The following is a 15,416-nucleotide window of genomic DNA, read 5'->3' on the forward strand; positions in this document are numbered from 1 at the left end:
CCGGGTCCCGGCTGCGATGATCAGGTCATGTTCAGTCCCGATCGCGACGCCTTTCATCAGGCTGTTTGCAGTGGTGCCAACCTGATTCCTCTGGCTCAGAGTTGGCCTGCAGATCTTGAAACACCCCTCACCACCTGGATCAAGGTGGGTGACGGAAGGCCTCCGGGCGTGCTGCTTGAGTCCGTCGAGGGTGGTGAAACCTTGGGGCGTTGGAGCGTGATCGCCTGCGATCCGCTTTGGACGGCGTCGGCGCGCAACGATCGTCTGAGGCGCACCTGGCGAGACGGTCGCGAAGAGACCTTCAACGGCAATCCATTCGAATCTCTGCGCGAGTGCCTCGCGCCTTACTCTTGCGTCAACCTGCCGGGCCTCCCTCCGCTTGGGCAGCTCTATGGCGTTTGGGGTTACGAGCTGATCCAGTGGATCGAACCCACCGTCGCCGTTCATCCCCGCGCTGCTGCCGATCCCCCGGATGGGATCTGGATGTTGATGGACGCGATCCTGATCTTTGATCAGGTGAAACGACAGATCACCGCTGTCGCCTTTGGCGACCTCTCCAACGGAGCGGATGAGGAGCAGGCCTGGCAAACCGCTATTGGACGGATTGAGGCCCTGCGCCAGCGGATGGACGCACCTCTGCCCGCCGTCAAACCACTGACCTGGGACGCGAGAAGCAAAGAGCTTCCCGCGGTGCGCTCCAACCGCAGCCGCGATGAATTCGAAGCCGCCGTCGATACCGCCAAGGAACACATCGCAGCCGGCGATGTGTTCCAACTCGTGATCAGTCAGCAGCTTGAAACCGAGGTGCCTCAATCGCCCCTGGAGCTGTATCGGAGTCTGCGGATGGTGAATCCATCCCCCTACATGGCGTTTTTCGACTTTGGGGAGTGGCAACTGATCGGTTCCAGTCCGGAGGTGATGGTTCAAGCCGAGCCCGCCGCCGATGGCGTCCACGCCAGCCTCAGACCCATTGCCGGCACACGGCCAAGGGGCGCCACACCCCTGGAGGATCGTGAGCTGGAGGCTGATCTGCTGGCCGATCCCAAGGAACGCGCTGAACACGTGATGCTGGTGGATCTGGGTCGCAATGACCTCGGCAGGGTCTGTCAGCCCGGAACCGTATCGGTGCAGGACCTGATGGTGATCGAGCGCTACTCCCACGTCATGCACATCGTCAGCCAAGTCGAAGGGCGCCTGGGCCCGACATACGACGTGTGGGATCTGCTGATGGCGGCTTTCCCCGCAGGCACCGTCAGCGGTGCACCGAAGATTCGTGCGATGCAGCTCATCCATGAGCTGGAACCCGATGCGCGTGGCCCCTATTCCGGGGTCTATGGATCCGTCGATCTGGCTGGGGCCCTCAACACGGCCATCACGATCCGAACCATGGTGGTGCAACCCCGTGATGGCGGGGGATGCCGGGTCAAAGTGCAGGCCGGAGCAGGCGTGGTAGCCGATTCACAGCCGACGGCGGAGTTTGAGGAGACCCTCAACAAAGCCAAGGGAATGCTGACAGCACTGGCGTGCCTGAATCCGCCGGAATGACAGCGCAACCCCTTCTGCTGAAAGGCTTCGAGGTTGAACTGTTCACCGGTCGAACCAACGGAGCCAACGTGGGCGTCGCCTCCGACGTGGCCAGGGACCTGCCTGGCTTCGTGACAGAGCCGGACTGCCGCAACCTGGAATACGTCACGGACCCGATCCGGGATTACACCGACCTCCCCGAGGCGCTGCTCGCTCCCCGGCGGACGCTGCGGCAGTGGCTGCAGAAGCGTGAGCTGACAATTCTGCCCGGCAGCACCATGAGCCTGGGTAACAGCAGCCGTTTTGAACGCTCCGACCCCAGCAACTCCTATCACGCGCTGATTGAACGGCTGTACGGCACCAGGGTCGTCACGGCGAGCATTCATATCAACCTCGGGATCACAGATCTGGACTGGTTGTTTGCAGCTTTACGGCTCGTGCGCTGCGAAGCAGCCCTGTTCCTCGCCCTGAGCGCCAGTTCTCCCTTTTTGGATGGGCGCAGCACCCGCCACCATTCTCAGCGATGGCATCAATTCCCCCTCACGCCGCCGGCCGTTCCCCTCTTTAGGGATCACAAGCACTACATCCACTGGGTGGAGGAACAACTGGCCACAGGGGCCATGCGCAACGAACGTCACCTGTGGACGTCCGTTCGTCCCAATGGTCCACGCCGCCCCTACGACCTCAACCGGCTGGAGTTACGGATCTGTGATCTGGTCACCAATCCCCATGAGCTGCTGGCGATCACCTGCCTGCTGGAGCTGCGGCTGCTGGCCCTCAAAGACCACATGAAGACCCTCGATCCCCTCCGCAGCAGCTCCCTGTCTGCCGATGAACTGGCCCAGCTGGCCGACAGCAATGATGCGGCCGCAGCCCAATCCAGCTTGAATGCTGAACTGAGGCATTGGCGGGATGGCCGGTCGATCAGCTGCAGGGATTGGGTTCTGGAACTGCTTGATGAGCTCTCCCATCGGGCCGAGTCACTCCAGCTCAGCGCTTGCTTGAGGCCGTTGGAGGCACTGGTCACCCACGGCAATCAAGCCATGCGCTGGGAAAAGGCCCATGGCCAGGGCCAATCCATCAGTGACCTGCTTCAGGACGGAATCCAGCGGATGCAGAAAGAGGAACAGATCGCCGCCCGGGATGACTGTTTGGGATGATCATGTCGAGTCCGTCGCAGCGTGGAGACTTCATGCCCGAGTCCACCACCCCTGTCTCCGACCATGAGACTGCACGCCTGAGTGGTGGTGGATCCGGCGCGGGGCAGCTTCTTCAGCACCGCTTGGATCTGATTGAGGACCTCTGGAAGTCGGTGCTGCGCAGTGAGTGCCCACCGGAGCAGAGCGAACGTTTGCTGCGGCTCAAACAACTGAGTGACCCAGTGTCCCTGGAGGGGCGGGACGGCGATAGCACCAGCGAGGCGATCGTTGAGCTGATCAAAGCTATGGACCTCTCAGAGGCCATTTCAGCCGCCCGCGCCTTCTCGCTCTACTTCCAGCTCATCAACATCCTTGAGCAGCGGATCGAGGAAGACAGCTACCTCGACAGCCTCAGGCCCAATCACAGTGCTGATGCTGCCCAACGGGATGCCTTTGATCCCTTTGCTCCCCCGCTCGCCAACCAGACTGATCCAGCCACTTTCGGGGAGGTTTTCGAGCGGCTGCGGCGCATGAACGTCCCCCCCGCGCAGGTGGAACACCTGCTTCGGGAGCTGGACATCCGTCTGGTTTTCACCGCGCACCCCACGGAAATCGTGCGGCACACAGTGCGCCACAAGCAACGGCGTGTGGCCAACCTGCTTCAGCAACTTCAATCCGACACGCCTCTTGCCCACCAGGTGCGTGAGGACTGTCGGGACCAATTGGAGGAGGAAATCCGCCTGTGGTGGAGAACTGATGAACTTCATCAGTTCAAGCCCACCGTGATCGACGAGGTGGATTCGACCCTGCACTACTTCCAGCAGGTTCTATTTGATGCAATGCCTCAGCTGCGAAGAAGGCTGATCGCAGCCCTGCATCGCCATTACCCCGATGTCCAGGTCCCCCAGGCGTCGTTCTGCACCTTCGGCTCCTGGGTGGGTTCCGATCGGGACGGGAATCCCTCGGTCACCCCAGAGATCACCTGGAGAACCGCCTGCTATCAGCGTCAGCTGATGCTGGAGCTGTACATCAGTTCTGTGCAAACGCTTCGCCAGCAACTGAGCATCTCCATGCAGTGGAGTCAGGTCGCACCTGCACTGCTGGAGTCTCTGGAAATGGATCGGCTCCGGTTCCCGGAGATCTACGAACGCAGAGCTGCTCGATACCGGCTGGAGCCCTACCGACTGAAGCTCTGCTACGTGCTCGAAAAACTGGAGCGCACCCTCGCTCGCAACAACCAGCTGTCGGAGGCGGGATGGCAGATGCCCTGTGAAGCACTGGCCGATTCCCAGGTCGGGTTGAGCGGCGCTGAGGTTCTCCACTACACCTCGGTGGACCAGTTCCGCAGTGATCTGGAGTTGGTGCGTAACAGCCTGGTCAGCACCGATTTGAGCTGCGAACAGCTCGATACGCTGCTGCACCAGGTGCACATCTTCGGGTTCTCGCTGGCCAGCCTGGATATTCGTCAGGAGAGCACCCGCCACAGTGACGCCATCGATGAACTCACCCGCAGCCTGGACCTTCCCCAGGCCTATGGGGACATGGATGAAACCCAGCGGATGGCTTGGCTCCTGCAGGAACTGCAGACCCGTCGCCCCCTGATCCCTCCAGCCGCCAACTGGTCAGCGCCGACAGCCGAGACGCTGGCTGTGTTCCGGATGCTGCAGCGCCTGCAGGAGGAATTCGGCCCGCGGATCTGCAATTCCTATGTGATTTCGATGAGCCACACGGCATCGGATCTCTTGGAGGTTTTGCTGCTGGCGAAGGAAACAGGCCTGGTGGATCCGCCCAACAAACGGGCCTCGCTGTTGGTGGTGCCTCTGTTTGAAACCGTGGAGGACCTCCAACGGGCCCCTGAGGTGATGGAGGGGCTGTTCAAGACGCCGCTCTACCGCGCACTACTCCCTGTTGTGGGGCAGCAGAAGCAGCCGCTGCAGGAGCTGATGCTGGGCTATTCCGACAGCAACAAGGATTCCGGCTTCCTCTCCAGCAACTGGGAGATTCATCAGGCTCAGATCGCACTTCAGGAACTCGCCAGTCGCCAGGACGTGGCGCTTCGCCTCTTCCATGGCCGCGGTGGATCCGTCAGTCGAGGTGGTGGGCCGGCCTATCAAGCGATCCTGGCCCAACCCAGTGGCACGCTGCAGGGCCGGATCAAAATCACCGAACAGGGTGAAGTGCTGGCCTCGAAGTACAGCCTGCCCGAGTTGGCGCTCTATAACTTGGAGACCGTCACCACGGCCGTGGTTCAGAACAGCCTGGTGACCAATCAGCTCGATGCGACACCCAGCTGGAACCAGCTGATGAGTCGCCTTGCCACCCGCTCACGGGAGCATTACAGGGCTTTGGTTCACGACAATCCCGATCTGGTGGCGTTCTTCCAGCAGGTCACACCGATCGAAGAAATCAGCAAACTGCAGATCTCCAGCCGACCGGCTCGACGCAAAACCGGCGCCAAGGACCTCTCCAGCCTGCGGGCCATTCCCTGGGTCTTCGGTTGGACCCAGAGCCGATTCCTCCTTCCGAGCTGGTTTGGTTTCGGCACAGCCCTGTCTGAAGAGGTGGGGAGCGACACCGAACAGCTCGACCTGCTGCGCCGCCTGCATCAACGTTGGCCGTTTTTCCGGATGCTCATTTCCAAAGTGGAAATGACCCTCTCCAAGGTCGATCTCGACCTGGCCCATCACTACATGAACAGCCTGGGGCACCCCGAGCAGCGGGAGGCCTTTGAAGCGATCTTCCAGGTGATCGCCAAGGAATATGAACTCACCCGCAAACTGGTGCTGGAAATCACAGGCCAGAACCGACTGCTAGGGGCGGATCAAGGTCTTCAGTTGTCCGTTGACCTGCGCAATCGGACCATCGTTCCCCTGGGCTTTCTCCAGGTTGCGCTGCTGAAGCGTTTGCGGGATCAGAACCGGCAACCCCCCATGAGTGAGACACCGGGCGCCCCCGAGGACACCCGCACCTACAGCCGAAGCGAGCTGCTGCGGGGTGCCTTGCTCACCCTCAACGGCATTGCCGCCGGCATGCGCAACACCGGTTGATCCACTGTGCTGTCGTTCCTTCAACAACCCTCGATTCCACCCTTACCCGAGGGAACGCGACTCGAAACATCGACGCCTCCAACGTCCGCGCAGCTCAACGCCCTGCTGATGTCATGCGGGGAATCAACCCATCCAGAGGAACGCTGGGAGCTTGCCCTTCAGCGCAGCCTTTGGCAGATCAGCATCCTCGATGAATCGACTGGAGAACTGATCGGATTTGTACGGGCCACCAGTGATCTGGCCCTCAACGCCAATCTTTGGAACCTGGCCGCCAAACCAGGGCCGAACCAAGGGGACCTTTTCGCCGTTCTGGTGCACCGTGCCCTGCAAATCCTTCGCCGTGATCTACCGGGTTGCAGCCTGTCGATCTCGGCACCAGCAGATGCGTTGCAGGCCCTCAAACAGCAAGGTTTTTTGATTGATCCCAATGGCATTCGCGCCATGGGACTAAGTCTGAGCTGAGACGTAAGGATCAACACGAGCATGGAGGGACTCGAACCCCCGACCCTCAGAACCGGAATCTGATGCTCTATCCAACTGAGCTACATGCCCACTGATCGGCGTTAAGCCGCAGTGAAATCGAGCGGCAACCGTCCCGATACAAGTACCTTACTCACTGGTCGCCCCAGCACCCATCCGGCTCCACAGGCTCCAACTGCAGGGCTTCCGGAACCACACCGTTCTGCAACTGGAACTGACGCAGCCACGCCTGTTGGTGATCGGCCCAAATGGCATTGGCAAGTCCAACCTGCTCGAGGCGGTTGAGCTGCTGGGCAGCCTGCGCTCGCATCGCTGCAGCAGTGATCGGGACCTGATTCAGTGGGATACCCCCCAGGCCCTGATCAGGGCCGTCGTGGGGGATGGGGATCGCCTGGAACTGGAACTGCGGCGCCAGGGAGGCCGTCAAGCCAGACGAAACGGAAAACTGCTGGATCGGCAACTCGACCTGATTGGACCCCTGCGCTGCATCGGCTTCAGCGCCCTGGATCTTGATCTGGTGCGAGGCGAACCCGCCCTACGCCGCCAATGGCTGGACCGTGTCGTGCTGCAGCTTGAACCGGTGTACGCCGATCTGATGGCACGGTTGAACCGGTTGTTGCGACAGCGCAGCCAGCTCTGGCGCCAGAGGCAGATCTCCAGTGGCGAACGCCACGCACTGCTCGACGCGTTCGACGTTCAGATGGCGCTGGTGAGCACCAGGATTCACCGGCGGCGGCAACGGGCCCTGCATCGGCTGGAACCGATCGCCCAGCGCTGGCAAACCCATCTCAGCGGGGGCACAGAAGCCTTGGAACTGCACTACAAACCCGGCAGCCGGCTCGATGGGGAGGATGCCGAAGAACCCTGGCGACTCGCCATCGAAGAACAGCTGCGCCAGCAGCGGGAGGAGGAAGAACGGCTCGGCAGCTGCCGTGTGGGCCCGCACCGGGATGAGATCGCCCTGCTGCTGGGGGGGAGTCCGGCACGACGGTTTGGTTCAGCCGGCCAGCAGCGGTCGCTGGTGCTGGGCCTGAAGCTCGCTGAACTGGAGCTGGTGACCCAGCTGTCTGGGGAGCCACCACTGCTGCTTCTCGATGACGTGCTTGCCGAACTGGATCCCACCCGCCAGCAGCTCCTGCTCGAAGCTGTGGGCGAATCGCATCAATGCCTGGTGAGCGCCACGCACCTTGAAGGCTTTGGCGGCGGGTGGCAGCAGCAGGCCCAGATTCTCGGAGCAAGAGAGCTGAGACCCGACCTGAAGATCGGATAGGGTGGCGGACCTGTTTTTCTCTCATCGCCTGATGGAGCAGACCCTCTCTGAACTGCATCCCAACCCGGGATGGGGGGCACCTGAGATTCATGCCACCGACATGGTCGGCAAACACTGCATTCTCGAGCTTTACGACTGCGACCCGAGCCGGCTCGACGACGAAGCATTCATCCGCACAACGATCACCTCAGCAGCCAAAGGCGCTGGTGCGACGCTGCTGAACCTGATCACCCATCAATTTCAACCCCAGGGCGTCACGGGCCTGGCCCTGCTGGCGGAATCCCACATTTCCATCCACACCTGGCCGGAATCCGGCTACGCCGCTGTTGATGTGTTCACCTGTGGTGACCACACCATGCCGGAACAGGCCTGCGCCATTCTCTGCAGTGAGCTTCAAGCGAAACGGCACGCGCTGAAAAGTTTTCTGCGAGAAACGCCTGCGGCCATTGCCACGGGAGTGAGAGAGCCTTTGGAAACGCCAAGCCAGCTCCCCAGCTGAACAGGCCCACGCGCGATCAGCGGCGGTTCAACTTGCCGCTGACCAGACCTTCAAGATCCAGGTTGACGGAGGTGAAGCCAAGGGAACGAAAGTCCTCGACCAGAGGTTCGCTCTCCGCAAGCGCGAGCACAGCGCGAATCTGCTCACGGGGCACCTCAATCCGTGCAGCAAAACCATGGGATCGCACACGGACGGTGCTGAACCCCCTGGCGATCAACCAAGCTTCCGCCTGGCCCACCCGCTTCAACCGCTCGGCGCTGATGCTTTCGCCGTAGGGGAAGCGAGAGGCCAAGCAAGGCTGTGCCGGCTTGTCCCACCAGGGGAAACCGAGGGCCCGGGACAAGGCACGGATCGCTGCTTTGTCGATCGACAATTCAGCCAGGGGAGAGCGAACCCCTGCCTCTCGTGCCGCGTCAATGCCGGGCCGGTGATCACCGAGGTCATCGAGATTGACCCCATCAATCACCAGGGCATCACCCGCAGCCGCGGCAATGGGCTGAAGGTGGTCGTGCAGTTCACGCTTGCAGGCAAAACAGCGATCCACCGGGTTGCTGCTGTAATCAGGGTCGTTCAACTCAGCCGTTGCACACTCCCGATGCGCAATGCCGATCCACGAAGCCTGATCACGGGCTTCCCGCAACAGATGCGGCGCCAGGGCCGGAGAGACCCCCGTGACCGCCAGGGCGGCATCGCCTTTGGCTTCGTAGGCCATCGCCGCCACCAGGGTGCTGTCGACCCCACCGGAGTACGCCACACACAAGGCTGACTGCGCCGCCATCCAGTGCCGAAGGTCTGCCAGCAGCTGCCGCTCTCGATCCGCCAAAGGCTCCTGCAACCGAAACATCAGCGGGTAAAACCAGTTGAGCTAGGTAGGCTCCAACGGTAAGAGCCGTCCTCATGCCTCGAAGCATCGGCATTGTCACCGCAGCGGACAGCCGCGAGCGCAGCCACGGACAGCTGCACATCTATGACGGCGAGGGCAAGGGCAAGAGCCAGGCAGCCCTTGGGGTTGTGCTGCGCACGATTGGGCTCGGCATCTGTGAGCAGCGGCAGACCCGGGTGCTGCTGTTGCGCTTCCTCAAAGGCCCAGGCAGGGCCTACGACGAGGATGCGGCCATCGAGGCCTTGCAACAGGGTTTCCCCCATCTGATCGACCACCTGCGCACAGGGAGGGCCGATCACTTCACCGCCGACGAAGCCACCCGATTCGACCGGGATGAAGCCCAGCGGGGCTGGGTGATTGCCAAAGGCGCCATCGCCAGTGCCCTCTACTCGGTGGTGGTTCTGGACGAGCTGAATCCGGTTCTGGACCTCGGCCTGCTGGATCTGGACGACGTGGTCCGCACCCTCAGCAACCGGCCGGAAGGGATGGAAATCATCGTCACCGGACGGGCTGCACCGGCCCCTTTGGTGCGTGGGGCCGACCTCCACTCCGAAATGCGGGCCCATCGCCGTCCGGGCATGAACGACAACCGGGTTGTGCCTCTCAATGTGAGCAGCGGTATCGAGATCTACACCGGTGAAGGCAAAGGCAAATCAACCAGTGCTCTCGGGAAAGCGCTGCAGGCCATCGGGCGGGGCATCAGCCAGGACAAGAGCCATCGGGTCTTGATCCTGCAATGGCTCAAAGGCGGCAGCGGCTACACCGAAGATGCAGCCATCGCCGCCCTGCGCGAGAGCTATCCCCACCTGGTGGACCACCTCCGCTCCGGCCGCGATGCCATCGTCTGGCGGGGCCAGCAGGAACCGATTGATTACGTGGAAGCCGAGCGGGCCTGGGAGATCGCACGGGCCGCCATCTCAAGCGGCCTCTACAAGACCGTGATCCTCGATGAGTTGAACCCCACGGTCGACCTGGAGCTGCTGCCCGTCGAACCGATCTTGCAGACCCTGCTGCGCAAACCGGTGGAAACTGAGGTGATCATCACGGGGCGCTGCAAAAACCCTCCGGCCTATTTCGATCTGGCCAGCATCCATTCAGAGATGGTGTGCCACAAGCACTACGCCGAACAGGGCGTCGACCTGAAGCGAGGGGTGGATTACTAACCCCCGGATTCAGTAGCGAGGGATTGCAGGATCCACCTGCTGCGACCAGGCATCAATTCCACCGGTCACATTTGTGGCCGCGATTCCCTGCTGAGCCAACAGCTCAACGGCACGCGCTGAGCGCCCCCCGAGCTTGCAGTGCACCAAAAGGCGTCGTCCCGCCGCCAAACCACGAACACGATCGATCGCCTCTCCACTCTCCAGCGAGGCCAACGGCACCAAGTGGCTTCCTTCAATCGAAGCCACCTCTGCTTCAGCAGGATTGCGCACATCAACCAGCGCAATCTCGCCTGGAGCAGAGTCGAGCAAGGCCTTCAGCTCTGTGACAGTGATGGCTTCCATCTCCGATGACGCCGGACGGCAGAACTGGCGGTAGTCAATCAGGCTCTCGACCTTCGCTCGGTCGGGATCAACGCGGAGCGTGAGTTCGCGAAATCGCATCGCCAGGGCGTCAACCACGAGCAGCCGACCGTCCAGGCACTCGCCAATGCCGGTGATCAGTTTGATCGCTTCGGTGGCCTGAAGCAGACCGATCAGTCCCGGCATCACACCCATCACCCCAGCCTCCGAACAGGACGGAACGGCGTCCGGCGGAGGTGGTTCCGGCAGCAGATCGCGGTAATTGGGGCTCGTCGGCGTGCGGTTGAAGACGCTGACCTGGCCGTCAAAGCGCTGCACGGAGCCATAGACGAGGGGCTTGCCCAGCAACACACAGGCGTCGTTGATGAGATACCGGCTGGGAAAGTTGTCGGTGCCGTCACAGACCAGGTCGTAATCAGCGATGAGGTCCAGGGCATTGCCCACATCCAGCATGTGTTCATGCACCTCCACCTGGCAGTGGGGGTTGAGGTCGTGGATCCGTGCTTCAGCTGAGCGGGCCTTCGAGCGGCCAACCCCACTGGAGCTATGGATCACCTGGCGCTGGAGGTTGGAGAGCTCCACCACATCACCGTCCACGATTCCGATGCGGCCGACGCCGGCCGCCGCCAGGTACAGCAGCAGGGGAGATCCCAGCCCGCCGCTGCCAACACAGAGCACAGACGCGGATTTCAACCGGAGCTGACCGACTGGACCAACCTCGGGAAGGATCAGATGGCGGGCGTAGCGCCCCCGCTCATCAGCACTCAGCATCGGTTGGTCATGCATCGTTGTGAGTGTCCCAGAGCTGAATCGGGATTTCATCCACCCTGCGGTCGCCATGAAGCCACCAGGCCCTGAAGCCGAGCGAGGCCGAGAGAATCAGCATCACACTCTCCGCCTCCCCCCAGCGCCGATCGTGGGGCGAGGGCACGGGCTCGGATGCCGGATGGGAGTGGGCCACGCCAAGACAACGTTGATGGCGATCCCGGGCCCATCGCTGGGCGGCTAACTGCTCCCTCGGATCCACCAGAAACCGTCTGCAACGGTCATGAACGGGCCGCTGCCCGGATGCCCCCCGTCCCCAGACATTGCAACAGGGCCAGGTCGTGGTCAGCCTCAAACACCCTGAATTCGTCCGCTGTCCCAGCAGCAAGGCACAGCCTTCTTCGGGATGGGGCGCCAACAAAATGCGGCGCAGATCCGTGTGGCATCGGTAATCAATTTGCAGCACGGATGGCGTAGACCGCGTCGCACCGATACGCTCAGCTGAAATTGTGAAGGATTTAGTCGTTCTCATGAGTGACGCCACCACTGAAGTAAAGGATGCCGCCACAACCGTGACGACACCCGTCGACGCTCCTGCTCAGGACGACACCACCTCCTTTGCTGAGCGCTACAGCGACGTTCTCGGAAAGGTGAACGACACCCTCGACCAGGTTGATTGGAGTCAGATGGGACGGATCGGCAAGATCGTCGGCATCTTTGCGGCCGTGATCATTGCTCAGATCCTGATCAAGGGAATCCTCGACACGATCAATCTGCTGCCGATCGTTCCAGGGCTGCTTGAACTGCTCGGCGTGGTTGTGGTTGGTCAGTGGAGCTGGAAGAACCTCACCACCAGCGACAAGCGCAATGCCCTGGTGCAGCGTGTTCAAACCCTCCGCGAAGAGTACCTGGGCTGATGCTCAAAGCCGCCGAGCCAGTTCTCTGAGACTGGCTCGGCATTGGCTTAGATAACTCCCCCCAAACAAATTGGCATGGTTGAGCAGGTGGTAGAGGTTGTAGATCTCCACCCGACCGTCAGCGTCAGGAGGATCTGGCAGCACGTCCCGATAGCCCGACCTGAAGGCTTCGCCAAAGCCGCCAAAAAGCCGGGTCATGGCCAGATCAACTTCCCGATCAGCCCACCAGCTGGCAGGATCAAAAATACTTCCCCGTCCATCGCTCAGGCTGGCGGCATTCCCACCCCAGAGATCACCGTGCACCAAGGCCGGGTGTGGTTGATGCTCGTTCAGATGCTCGGCGAGGCGCAGCAACAACGGTATGAGGTCCGTTGAATCCTGCTGCAAACCATCCAGAGCTTCCAGTTGCGGGCGCAGCCTGAGCTCCACGAAGGCCGAGCCCCAGTCATCGCGCCACCCCCCCGGTTGAGGTCCAGCGCCAATGAAGCCGTCACGGTGCCAGCCAAAACGAGCTGGGCTGGAGGCCATCGACGACTGATGCAGCAGTGCCAAACCCCGGCCGAGAGCTGTTTGGTCGTTGCCACCGCAATCCAACCAGGGCAACAGCAGCACCGCACCATGGGGCAGTACCGCCAGGGCGATGGGCTGCGGCACAACCAGGAACGAGGCATCGGCTTGGGCATGCAGGGCCTCAAGGGCCTCCGCCTCCACCTCAAATAGAGGCAGCGCGCTGGCGCCACCGCTTTTGGCAAACAACACCTGGCCATCACCGAGGCAAAGCTTCCAGGCCTGATGAATGCAGCCCCCACCCACGGGGGAGACCTCCGTGATCACAGCCCCCGCCAACGGCCCGTCCTCCGCGGTGAGATCCCGGCGCAGTTCGCTGTTCATCCTCAGCAAGCTCCCTGTCTTGCCAGCATGGCCCGATTCTTCAGGGCGTCGTGAGCGATTCCAGCGTGATCGTGGTGGGCGGCGGGATCGCTGGCTTAACAGCAGCGGCACTGCTGGCCCGCGACGGCGTCGACGTCACACTGCTGGAAGCGCATCAACAACCGGGGGGGTGTGCCGGAACATTCCGGCGTGGTCCATGGGTGTTCGATGTTGGGGCGACCCAGGTCGCTGGGTTGGAGCCCGGAGGCAGCCATGCGCGACTGCTGAAGCATCTGAACATGCCTCTGCCCAACGCAGAGCTCCTGGACCCAGGTTGTGTGGTCGACCTGGGCGATGGCTCCCCTCCCATTTCGCTCTGGCATGACCCGGAAGCCTGGGCCGCTGAACGTGAGCGTCAATTTCCAGGCAGCCAGCGCTTCTGGAGCCTTTGCCATCAGTTGCATTCCAGCAACTGGCAGTTCGCCAGAGAAGACCCCGTGGTAACACCGCGTTCCCTCTGGGATCTCGGCACATTGCTGCGGGCCCTGCGGCCCGTAACGCTGGCATCGGGACTGTTCACAGGTCTGACCATTGCCAATCTGCTGCAGCTGTGTGGGTGCGGTGACGATCAACGGCTGCGGCGCTTTCTCGACCTCCAGCTGAAGCTGTACTCCCAAGAACCGGCCGATCGAACGGCGGCGCTGTACGGCGCAACCGTCCTGCACATGGCCCAAGCACCGCTCGGGCTCTGGCATCTGGAGGGATCGATGCAGGTGTTGAGCAATCAACTGGTGGCCGCTATTGAGCGCGACGGCGGGACGGTGCTGATCAAGCACCGGGTCACCAAGCTGGAGCCGAGCTCATCCGGTTGGAAGGTGACGATCAGCACCGGCAAAAGCACGGAACAGCAACGCAGCAGCCGGGATGTGGTCTGCAGCCTTCCCCCCCAGTGCCTGCTGGAACTGATCGAGCCGGATCAGCTGCCCAAGGGGTACCGAAAGCGACTGCAGACCCTGCACGAACCGAGTGGTGCGCTGGTGCTTTACGGAGCGGTGAGGCGTGATGCACTTCCACATCCCTGCCCAGGCCATCTCCAGCGGGGCTGCGCATCCCCGGGGCCTCTGTTCGTCTCCATCAGCCGCGAAGGAGATGGGCGTGCGCCCCAGGGGCAGGCCACCTTGATTGCCAGCGTGTTCACACCAACGGGCGACTGGTGCCGCTTGCCGGAACCGGAGTACCAACAGCGCAAAACAGAGATGCTGAAGCTGATCCAAGCCGAGCTGAACCGCTGGCTGTCGCTAGGAGACGACGCCTGGTTGCACGCTGAGCTGGCAACACCAAGGGGCTTCGCCGGCTGGACGGGCCGTCCCAACGGCATGGTCGGGGGCCTTGGGCAGCATCCAAGCCGGTTCGGCCCCTTCGGCCTGGCAGGACGAACGCCCATGCCGGGGCTTTGGCTCTGCGGCGACAGCCTCCATCCGGGCGAGGGCACAGCAGGGGTGAGCCTGTCAGCACTCAACGCCTGCCGGCAGCTCAGGGCCGAGCGGGGACAACCCCTCAGCTTTCGGAGCTGACCTCCCCCGGTGCCCTCAAAAAATCCGGGCGCAGGGTCTGCGTTCGGCGCAGTTCCAACTCAAGCTGAGACCAGTTCTGCTGGAGCACGGCATCTTCGAGCTGCTCCAGGCTCCAGCGGTAGGCCGCCAAGCCGCGCAACACCGCATCCCTGTTTGTGGAGGCCATCGCCACCCCCAGCTCGGGATTCCCTCCACCCACACGACTGGTGTCGGCAAAGCCGCTGGAGGCCAGCACCATGGCCAGCTGGCGGATGTCCGGATCCCGCTCATCTCCCACGGCCCGCAGCAGCGCAGCACTCACCAGCACCGGCATGTGGGAAATCAGAGCCACAGCCTGGTCGTGCTGGGAGGCGGTGGCCGTCAGCCAATGGCCACCCACGCTGAGGGCCAGATCACGCACCTGGACCAGGGCAGCGGGGTCTGTTGCCGCATCGGGAGTTGCGATCCAAGGGCGGCCTCGGAACAGATCCGCCACCCCAGCCTCAACGCCCGCCAGGGCTGTACCTGCCATGGGATGACTGGCCACAAAGCGGGGATGCCGCTGGCGCCAAGCCTCCAACACAGGCTGTTTCACCGAACCAACATCGGTGATTACAGCTGATTCGGGCAGAGCAGCGACGAGCTCATCAGGAGGGTTCAGCAGCAAGGGGATGGGCAAGGCCAGGATCACCAGATCGCAATCCGAGAGGCAGCTGGGATCGGTTGACACCGCTCCCACCAGCCCCCGGTCCATGGCGCGATCCGCCGTGGCCTGGCGATGCACGAGGCCCTGCACCGTCCAGCCCCTGGCCTGGAGATCCAGGCCAAGGGATCCCCCGATCAATCCAAGGCCGACGATCCCCACACGTCCCGGTTGCACCGCCATCCCTCCCGCAGGGTCGTGAAGCCATGTTGATGGATGGATTGCCATGAACCAATCGCTGGG

At 62.3% G+C, this 15,416-nt stretch carries 14 protein-coding genes and 1 tRNA gene; 9 read left to right on the forward strand and 6 right to left on the reverse strand.

Annotated features, from left to right (window positions below):
- Window positions 1-27 precede the first annotated feature (27 nt).
- Genes KR52_RS00410 through KR52_RS00425 form a run of 4 tightly spaced genes read left to right on the forward strand, consistent with a single transcriptional unit; the run spans window position 28 to window position 6,172 of the window.
- On the forward strand, window positions 28-1,545 hold the full coding sequence (locus KR52_RS00410; RefSeq protein ID WP_038551117.1) for an anthranilate synthase component I family protein: 1,518 nt from the start codon (window positions 28-30) through the stop codon (window positions 1,543-1,545).
- Window positions 1,542-2,684: a glutamate--cysteine ligase gene (gene gshA / locus KR52_RS00415; protein ID WP_038551119.1), complete on the forward strand. Its 1,143-nt coding sequence runs from the start codon at window positions 1,542-1,544 to the stop codon at window positions 2,682-2,684. Before KR52_RS00410 ends, gshA begins: the two co-directional genes overlap by 4 nt.
- Window positions 2,681-5,710: a phosphoenolpyruvate carboxylase gene (gene ppc, locus KR52_RS00420; RefSeq protein WP_371257689.1), complete on the forward strand. Its 3,030-nt coding sequence runs from the start codon at window positions 2,681-2,683 to the stop codon at window positions 5,708-5,710. Before gshA ends, ppc begins: the two co-directional genes overlap by 4 nt.
- Before the next feature lie 6 nt (window positions 5,711-5,716).
- Window positions 5,717-6,172 carry a hypothetical protein gene (locus KR52_RS00425; protein WP_038551122.1) on the forward strand — a complete coding sequence of 152 codons (456 nt, stop codon included), beginning with the start codon at window positions 5,717-5,719 and terminating at the stop codon, window positions 6,170-6,172.
- A 16-nt stretch (window positions 6,173-6,188) separates the two neighbouring features.
- On the opposite strand, the gene KR52_RS00430 is transcribed toward KR52_RS00425, so the two are convergent.
- A tRNA-Arg gene (locus tag KR52_RS00430) sits at window positions 6,189-6,262 on the reverse strand.
- A gap of 82 nt (window positions 6,263-6,344) precedes the next feature.
- Here KR52_RS00430 and recF point away from each other — a divergent pair.
- Entirely contained in the window at window positions 6,345-7,460 is a 1,116-nt protein-coding gene (recF, locus tag KR52_RS00435) for a DNA replication/repair protein RecF (RefSeq protein WP_071840120.1), read from the forward strand.
- A 31-nt stretch (window positions 7,461-7,491) separates the two neighbouring features.
- A complete protein-coding gene (gene speD, locus KR52_RS00440) occupies window positions 7,492-7,959 on the forward strand; it encodes an adenosylmethionine decarboxylase (protein WP_038556624.1) in 468 nt (155 codons plus the stop codon).
- Between the two features lie 16 nt (window positions 7,960-7,975).
- On the opposite strand, the gene larE is transcribed toward speD, so the two are convergent.
- The gene (gene larE / locus KR52_RS00445; protein WP_038551126.1) at window positions 7,976-8,803 is read right to left on the reverse strand and encodes an ATP-dependent sacrificial sulfur transferase LarE; all 828 of its coding nucleotides are present in this window, start codon (window positions 8,801-8,803) and stop codon (window positions 7,976-7,978) included.
- Window positions 8,804-8,856: 53 nt separating this feature from the next.
- On the opposite strand from larE, the gene KR52_RS00450 reads away from it, so the two are divergent.
- The gene (locus KR52_RS00450; protein WP_038551129.1) at window positions 8,857-10,005 is read left to right on the forward strand and encodes a cob(I)yrinic acid a,c-diamide adenosyltransferase; all 1,149 of its coding nucleotides are present in this window, start codon (window positions 8,857-8,859) and stop codon (window positions 10,003-10,005) included.
- Between the two features lie 9 nt (window positions 10,006-10,014).
- Here KR52_RS00450 and moeB read toward each other — a convergent pair whose 3' ends face one another.
- Window positions 10,015-11,151, reverse strand: coding sequence for a molybdopterin-synthase adenylyltransferase MoeB (moeB, locus tag KR52_RS00455; RefSeq protein WP_038551131.1), 1,137 nt, complete (start codon window positions 11,149-11,151; stop codon window positions 10,015-10,017).
- Window positions 11,144-11,596 (reverse strand): M67 family metallopeptidase, encoded by a 453-nt coding sequence (locus KR52_RS00460; protein ID WP_253912425.1) that lies wholly within the window; start codon window positions 11,594-11,596, stop codon window positions 11,144-11,146. The genes moeB and KR52_RS00460 overlap by 8 nt, the downstream gene beginning before the upstream one ends.
- Window positions 11,597-11,660: 64 nt before the next feature.
- On the opposite strand from KR52_RS00460, the gene KR52_RS00465 reads away from it, so the two are divergent.
- Window positions 11,661-12,047 (forward strand): CAAD domain-containing protein, encoded by a 387-nt coding sequence (locus KR52_RS00465; RefSeq protein ID WP_038551133.1) that lies wholly within the window; start codon window positions 11,661-11,663, stop codon window positions 12,045-12,047.
- A gap of 3 nt (window positions 12,048-12,050) precedes the next feature.
- On the opposite strand, the gene KR52_RS00470 is transcribed toward KR52_RS00465, so the two are convergent.
- Window positions 12,051-12,938, reverse strand: a complete 888-nt coding sequence (locus KR52_RS00470; RefSeq protein WP_038551135.1) for a fructosamine kinase family protein — start codon at window positions 12,936-12,938, stop codon at window positions 12,051-12,053.
- Between the two features lie 50 nt (window positions 12,939-12,988).
- Between KR52_RS00470 and crtD the strand changes: the two genes are divergently transcribed.
- Window positions 12,989-14,491: a C-3',4' desaturase CrtD gene (gene crtD, locus KR52_RS00475; protein ID WP_038551138.1), complete on the forward strand. Its 1,503-nt coding sequence runs from the start codon at window positions 12,989-12,991 to the stop codon at window positions 14,489-14,491.
- Here crtD and KR52_RS00480 read toward each other — a convergent pair.
- Window positions 14,475-15,356: a prephenate/arogenate dehydrogenase gene (locus tag KR52_RS00480; RefSeq protein ID WP_038551140.1), complete on the reverse strand. Its 882-nt coding sequence runs from the start codon at window positions 15,354-15,356 to the stop codon at window positions 14,475-14,477. The two genes, crtD and KR52_RS00480, sit on opposite strands and share 17 nt — an antisense overlap.
- Between the last annotated feature and the right edge of the window lie 60 nt (window positions 15,357-15,416).

This window comes from Synechococcus sp. KORDI-52 (assembly GCF_000737595.1).
In the GTDB taxonomy this organism is placed as follows: Bacteria; Cyanobacteriota; Cyanobacteriia; order PCC-6307; family Cyanobiaceae; genus Parasynechococcus.

Bases quoted from the DNA above. Each gene is read 5' to 3' on its own strand.
- moeB (WP_038551131.1), bottom strand. From the start codon at position 11,151: ATGCATGACCAACCGATGCTGAGTGCTGATGAGCGGGGGCGCTACGCC.
- KR52_RS00410 (WP_038551117.1), top strand. From the start codon at position 28: ATGTTCAGTCCCGATCGCGACGCCTTTCATCAGGCTGTTTGCAGTGGT.
- KR52_RS00450 (WP_038551129.1), top strand. From the start codon at position 8,857: ATGCCTCGAAGCATCGGCATTGTCACCGCAGCGGACAGCCGCGAGCGC.
- KR52_RS00480 (WP_038551140.1), bottom strand. From the start codon at position 15,356: ATGGCGGTGCAACCGGGACGTGTGGGGATCGTCGGCCTTGGATTGATC.
- ppc (WP_371257689.1), top strand. From the start codon at position 2,681: ATGATCATGTCGAGTCCGTCGCAGCGTGGAGACTTCATGCCCGAGTCC.
- larE (WP_038551126.1), bottom strand. From the start codon at position 8,803: ATGTTTCGGTTGCAGGAGCCTTTGGCGGATCGAGAGCGGCAGCTGCTG.
- gshA (WP_038551119.1), top strand. From the start codon at position 1,542: ATGACAGCGCAACCCCTTCTGCTGAAAGGCTTCGAGGTTGAACTGTTC.
- speD (WP_038556624.1), top strand. From the start codon at position 7,492: ATGGAGCAGACCCTCTCTGAACTGCATCCCAACCCGGGATGGGGGGCA.
- KR52_RS00465 (WP_038551133.1), top strand. From the start codon at position 11,661: ATGAGTGACGCCACCACTGAAGTAAAGGATGCCGCCACAACCGTGACG.
- KR52_RS00470 (WP_038551135.1), bottom strand. From the start codon at position 12,938: ATGAACAGCGAACTGCGCCGGGATCTCACCGCGGAGGACGGGCCGTTG.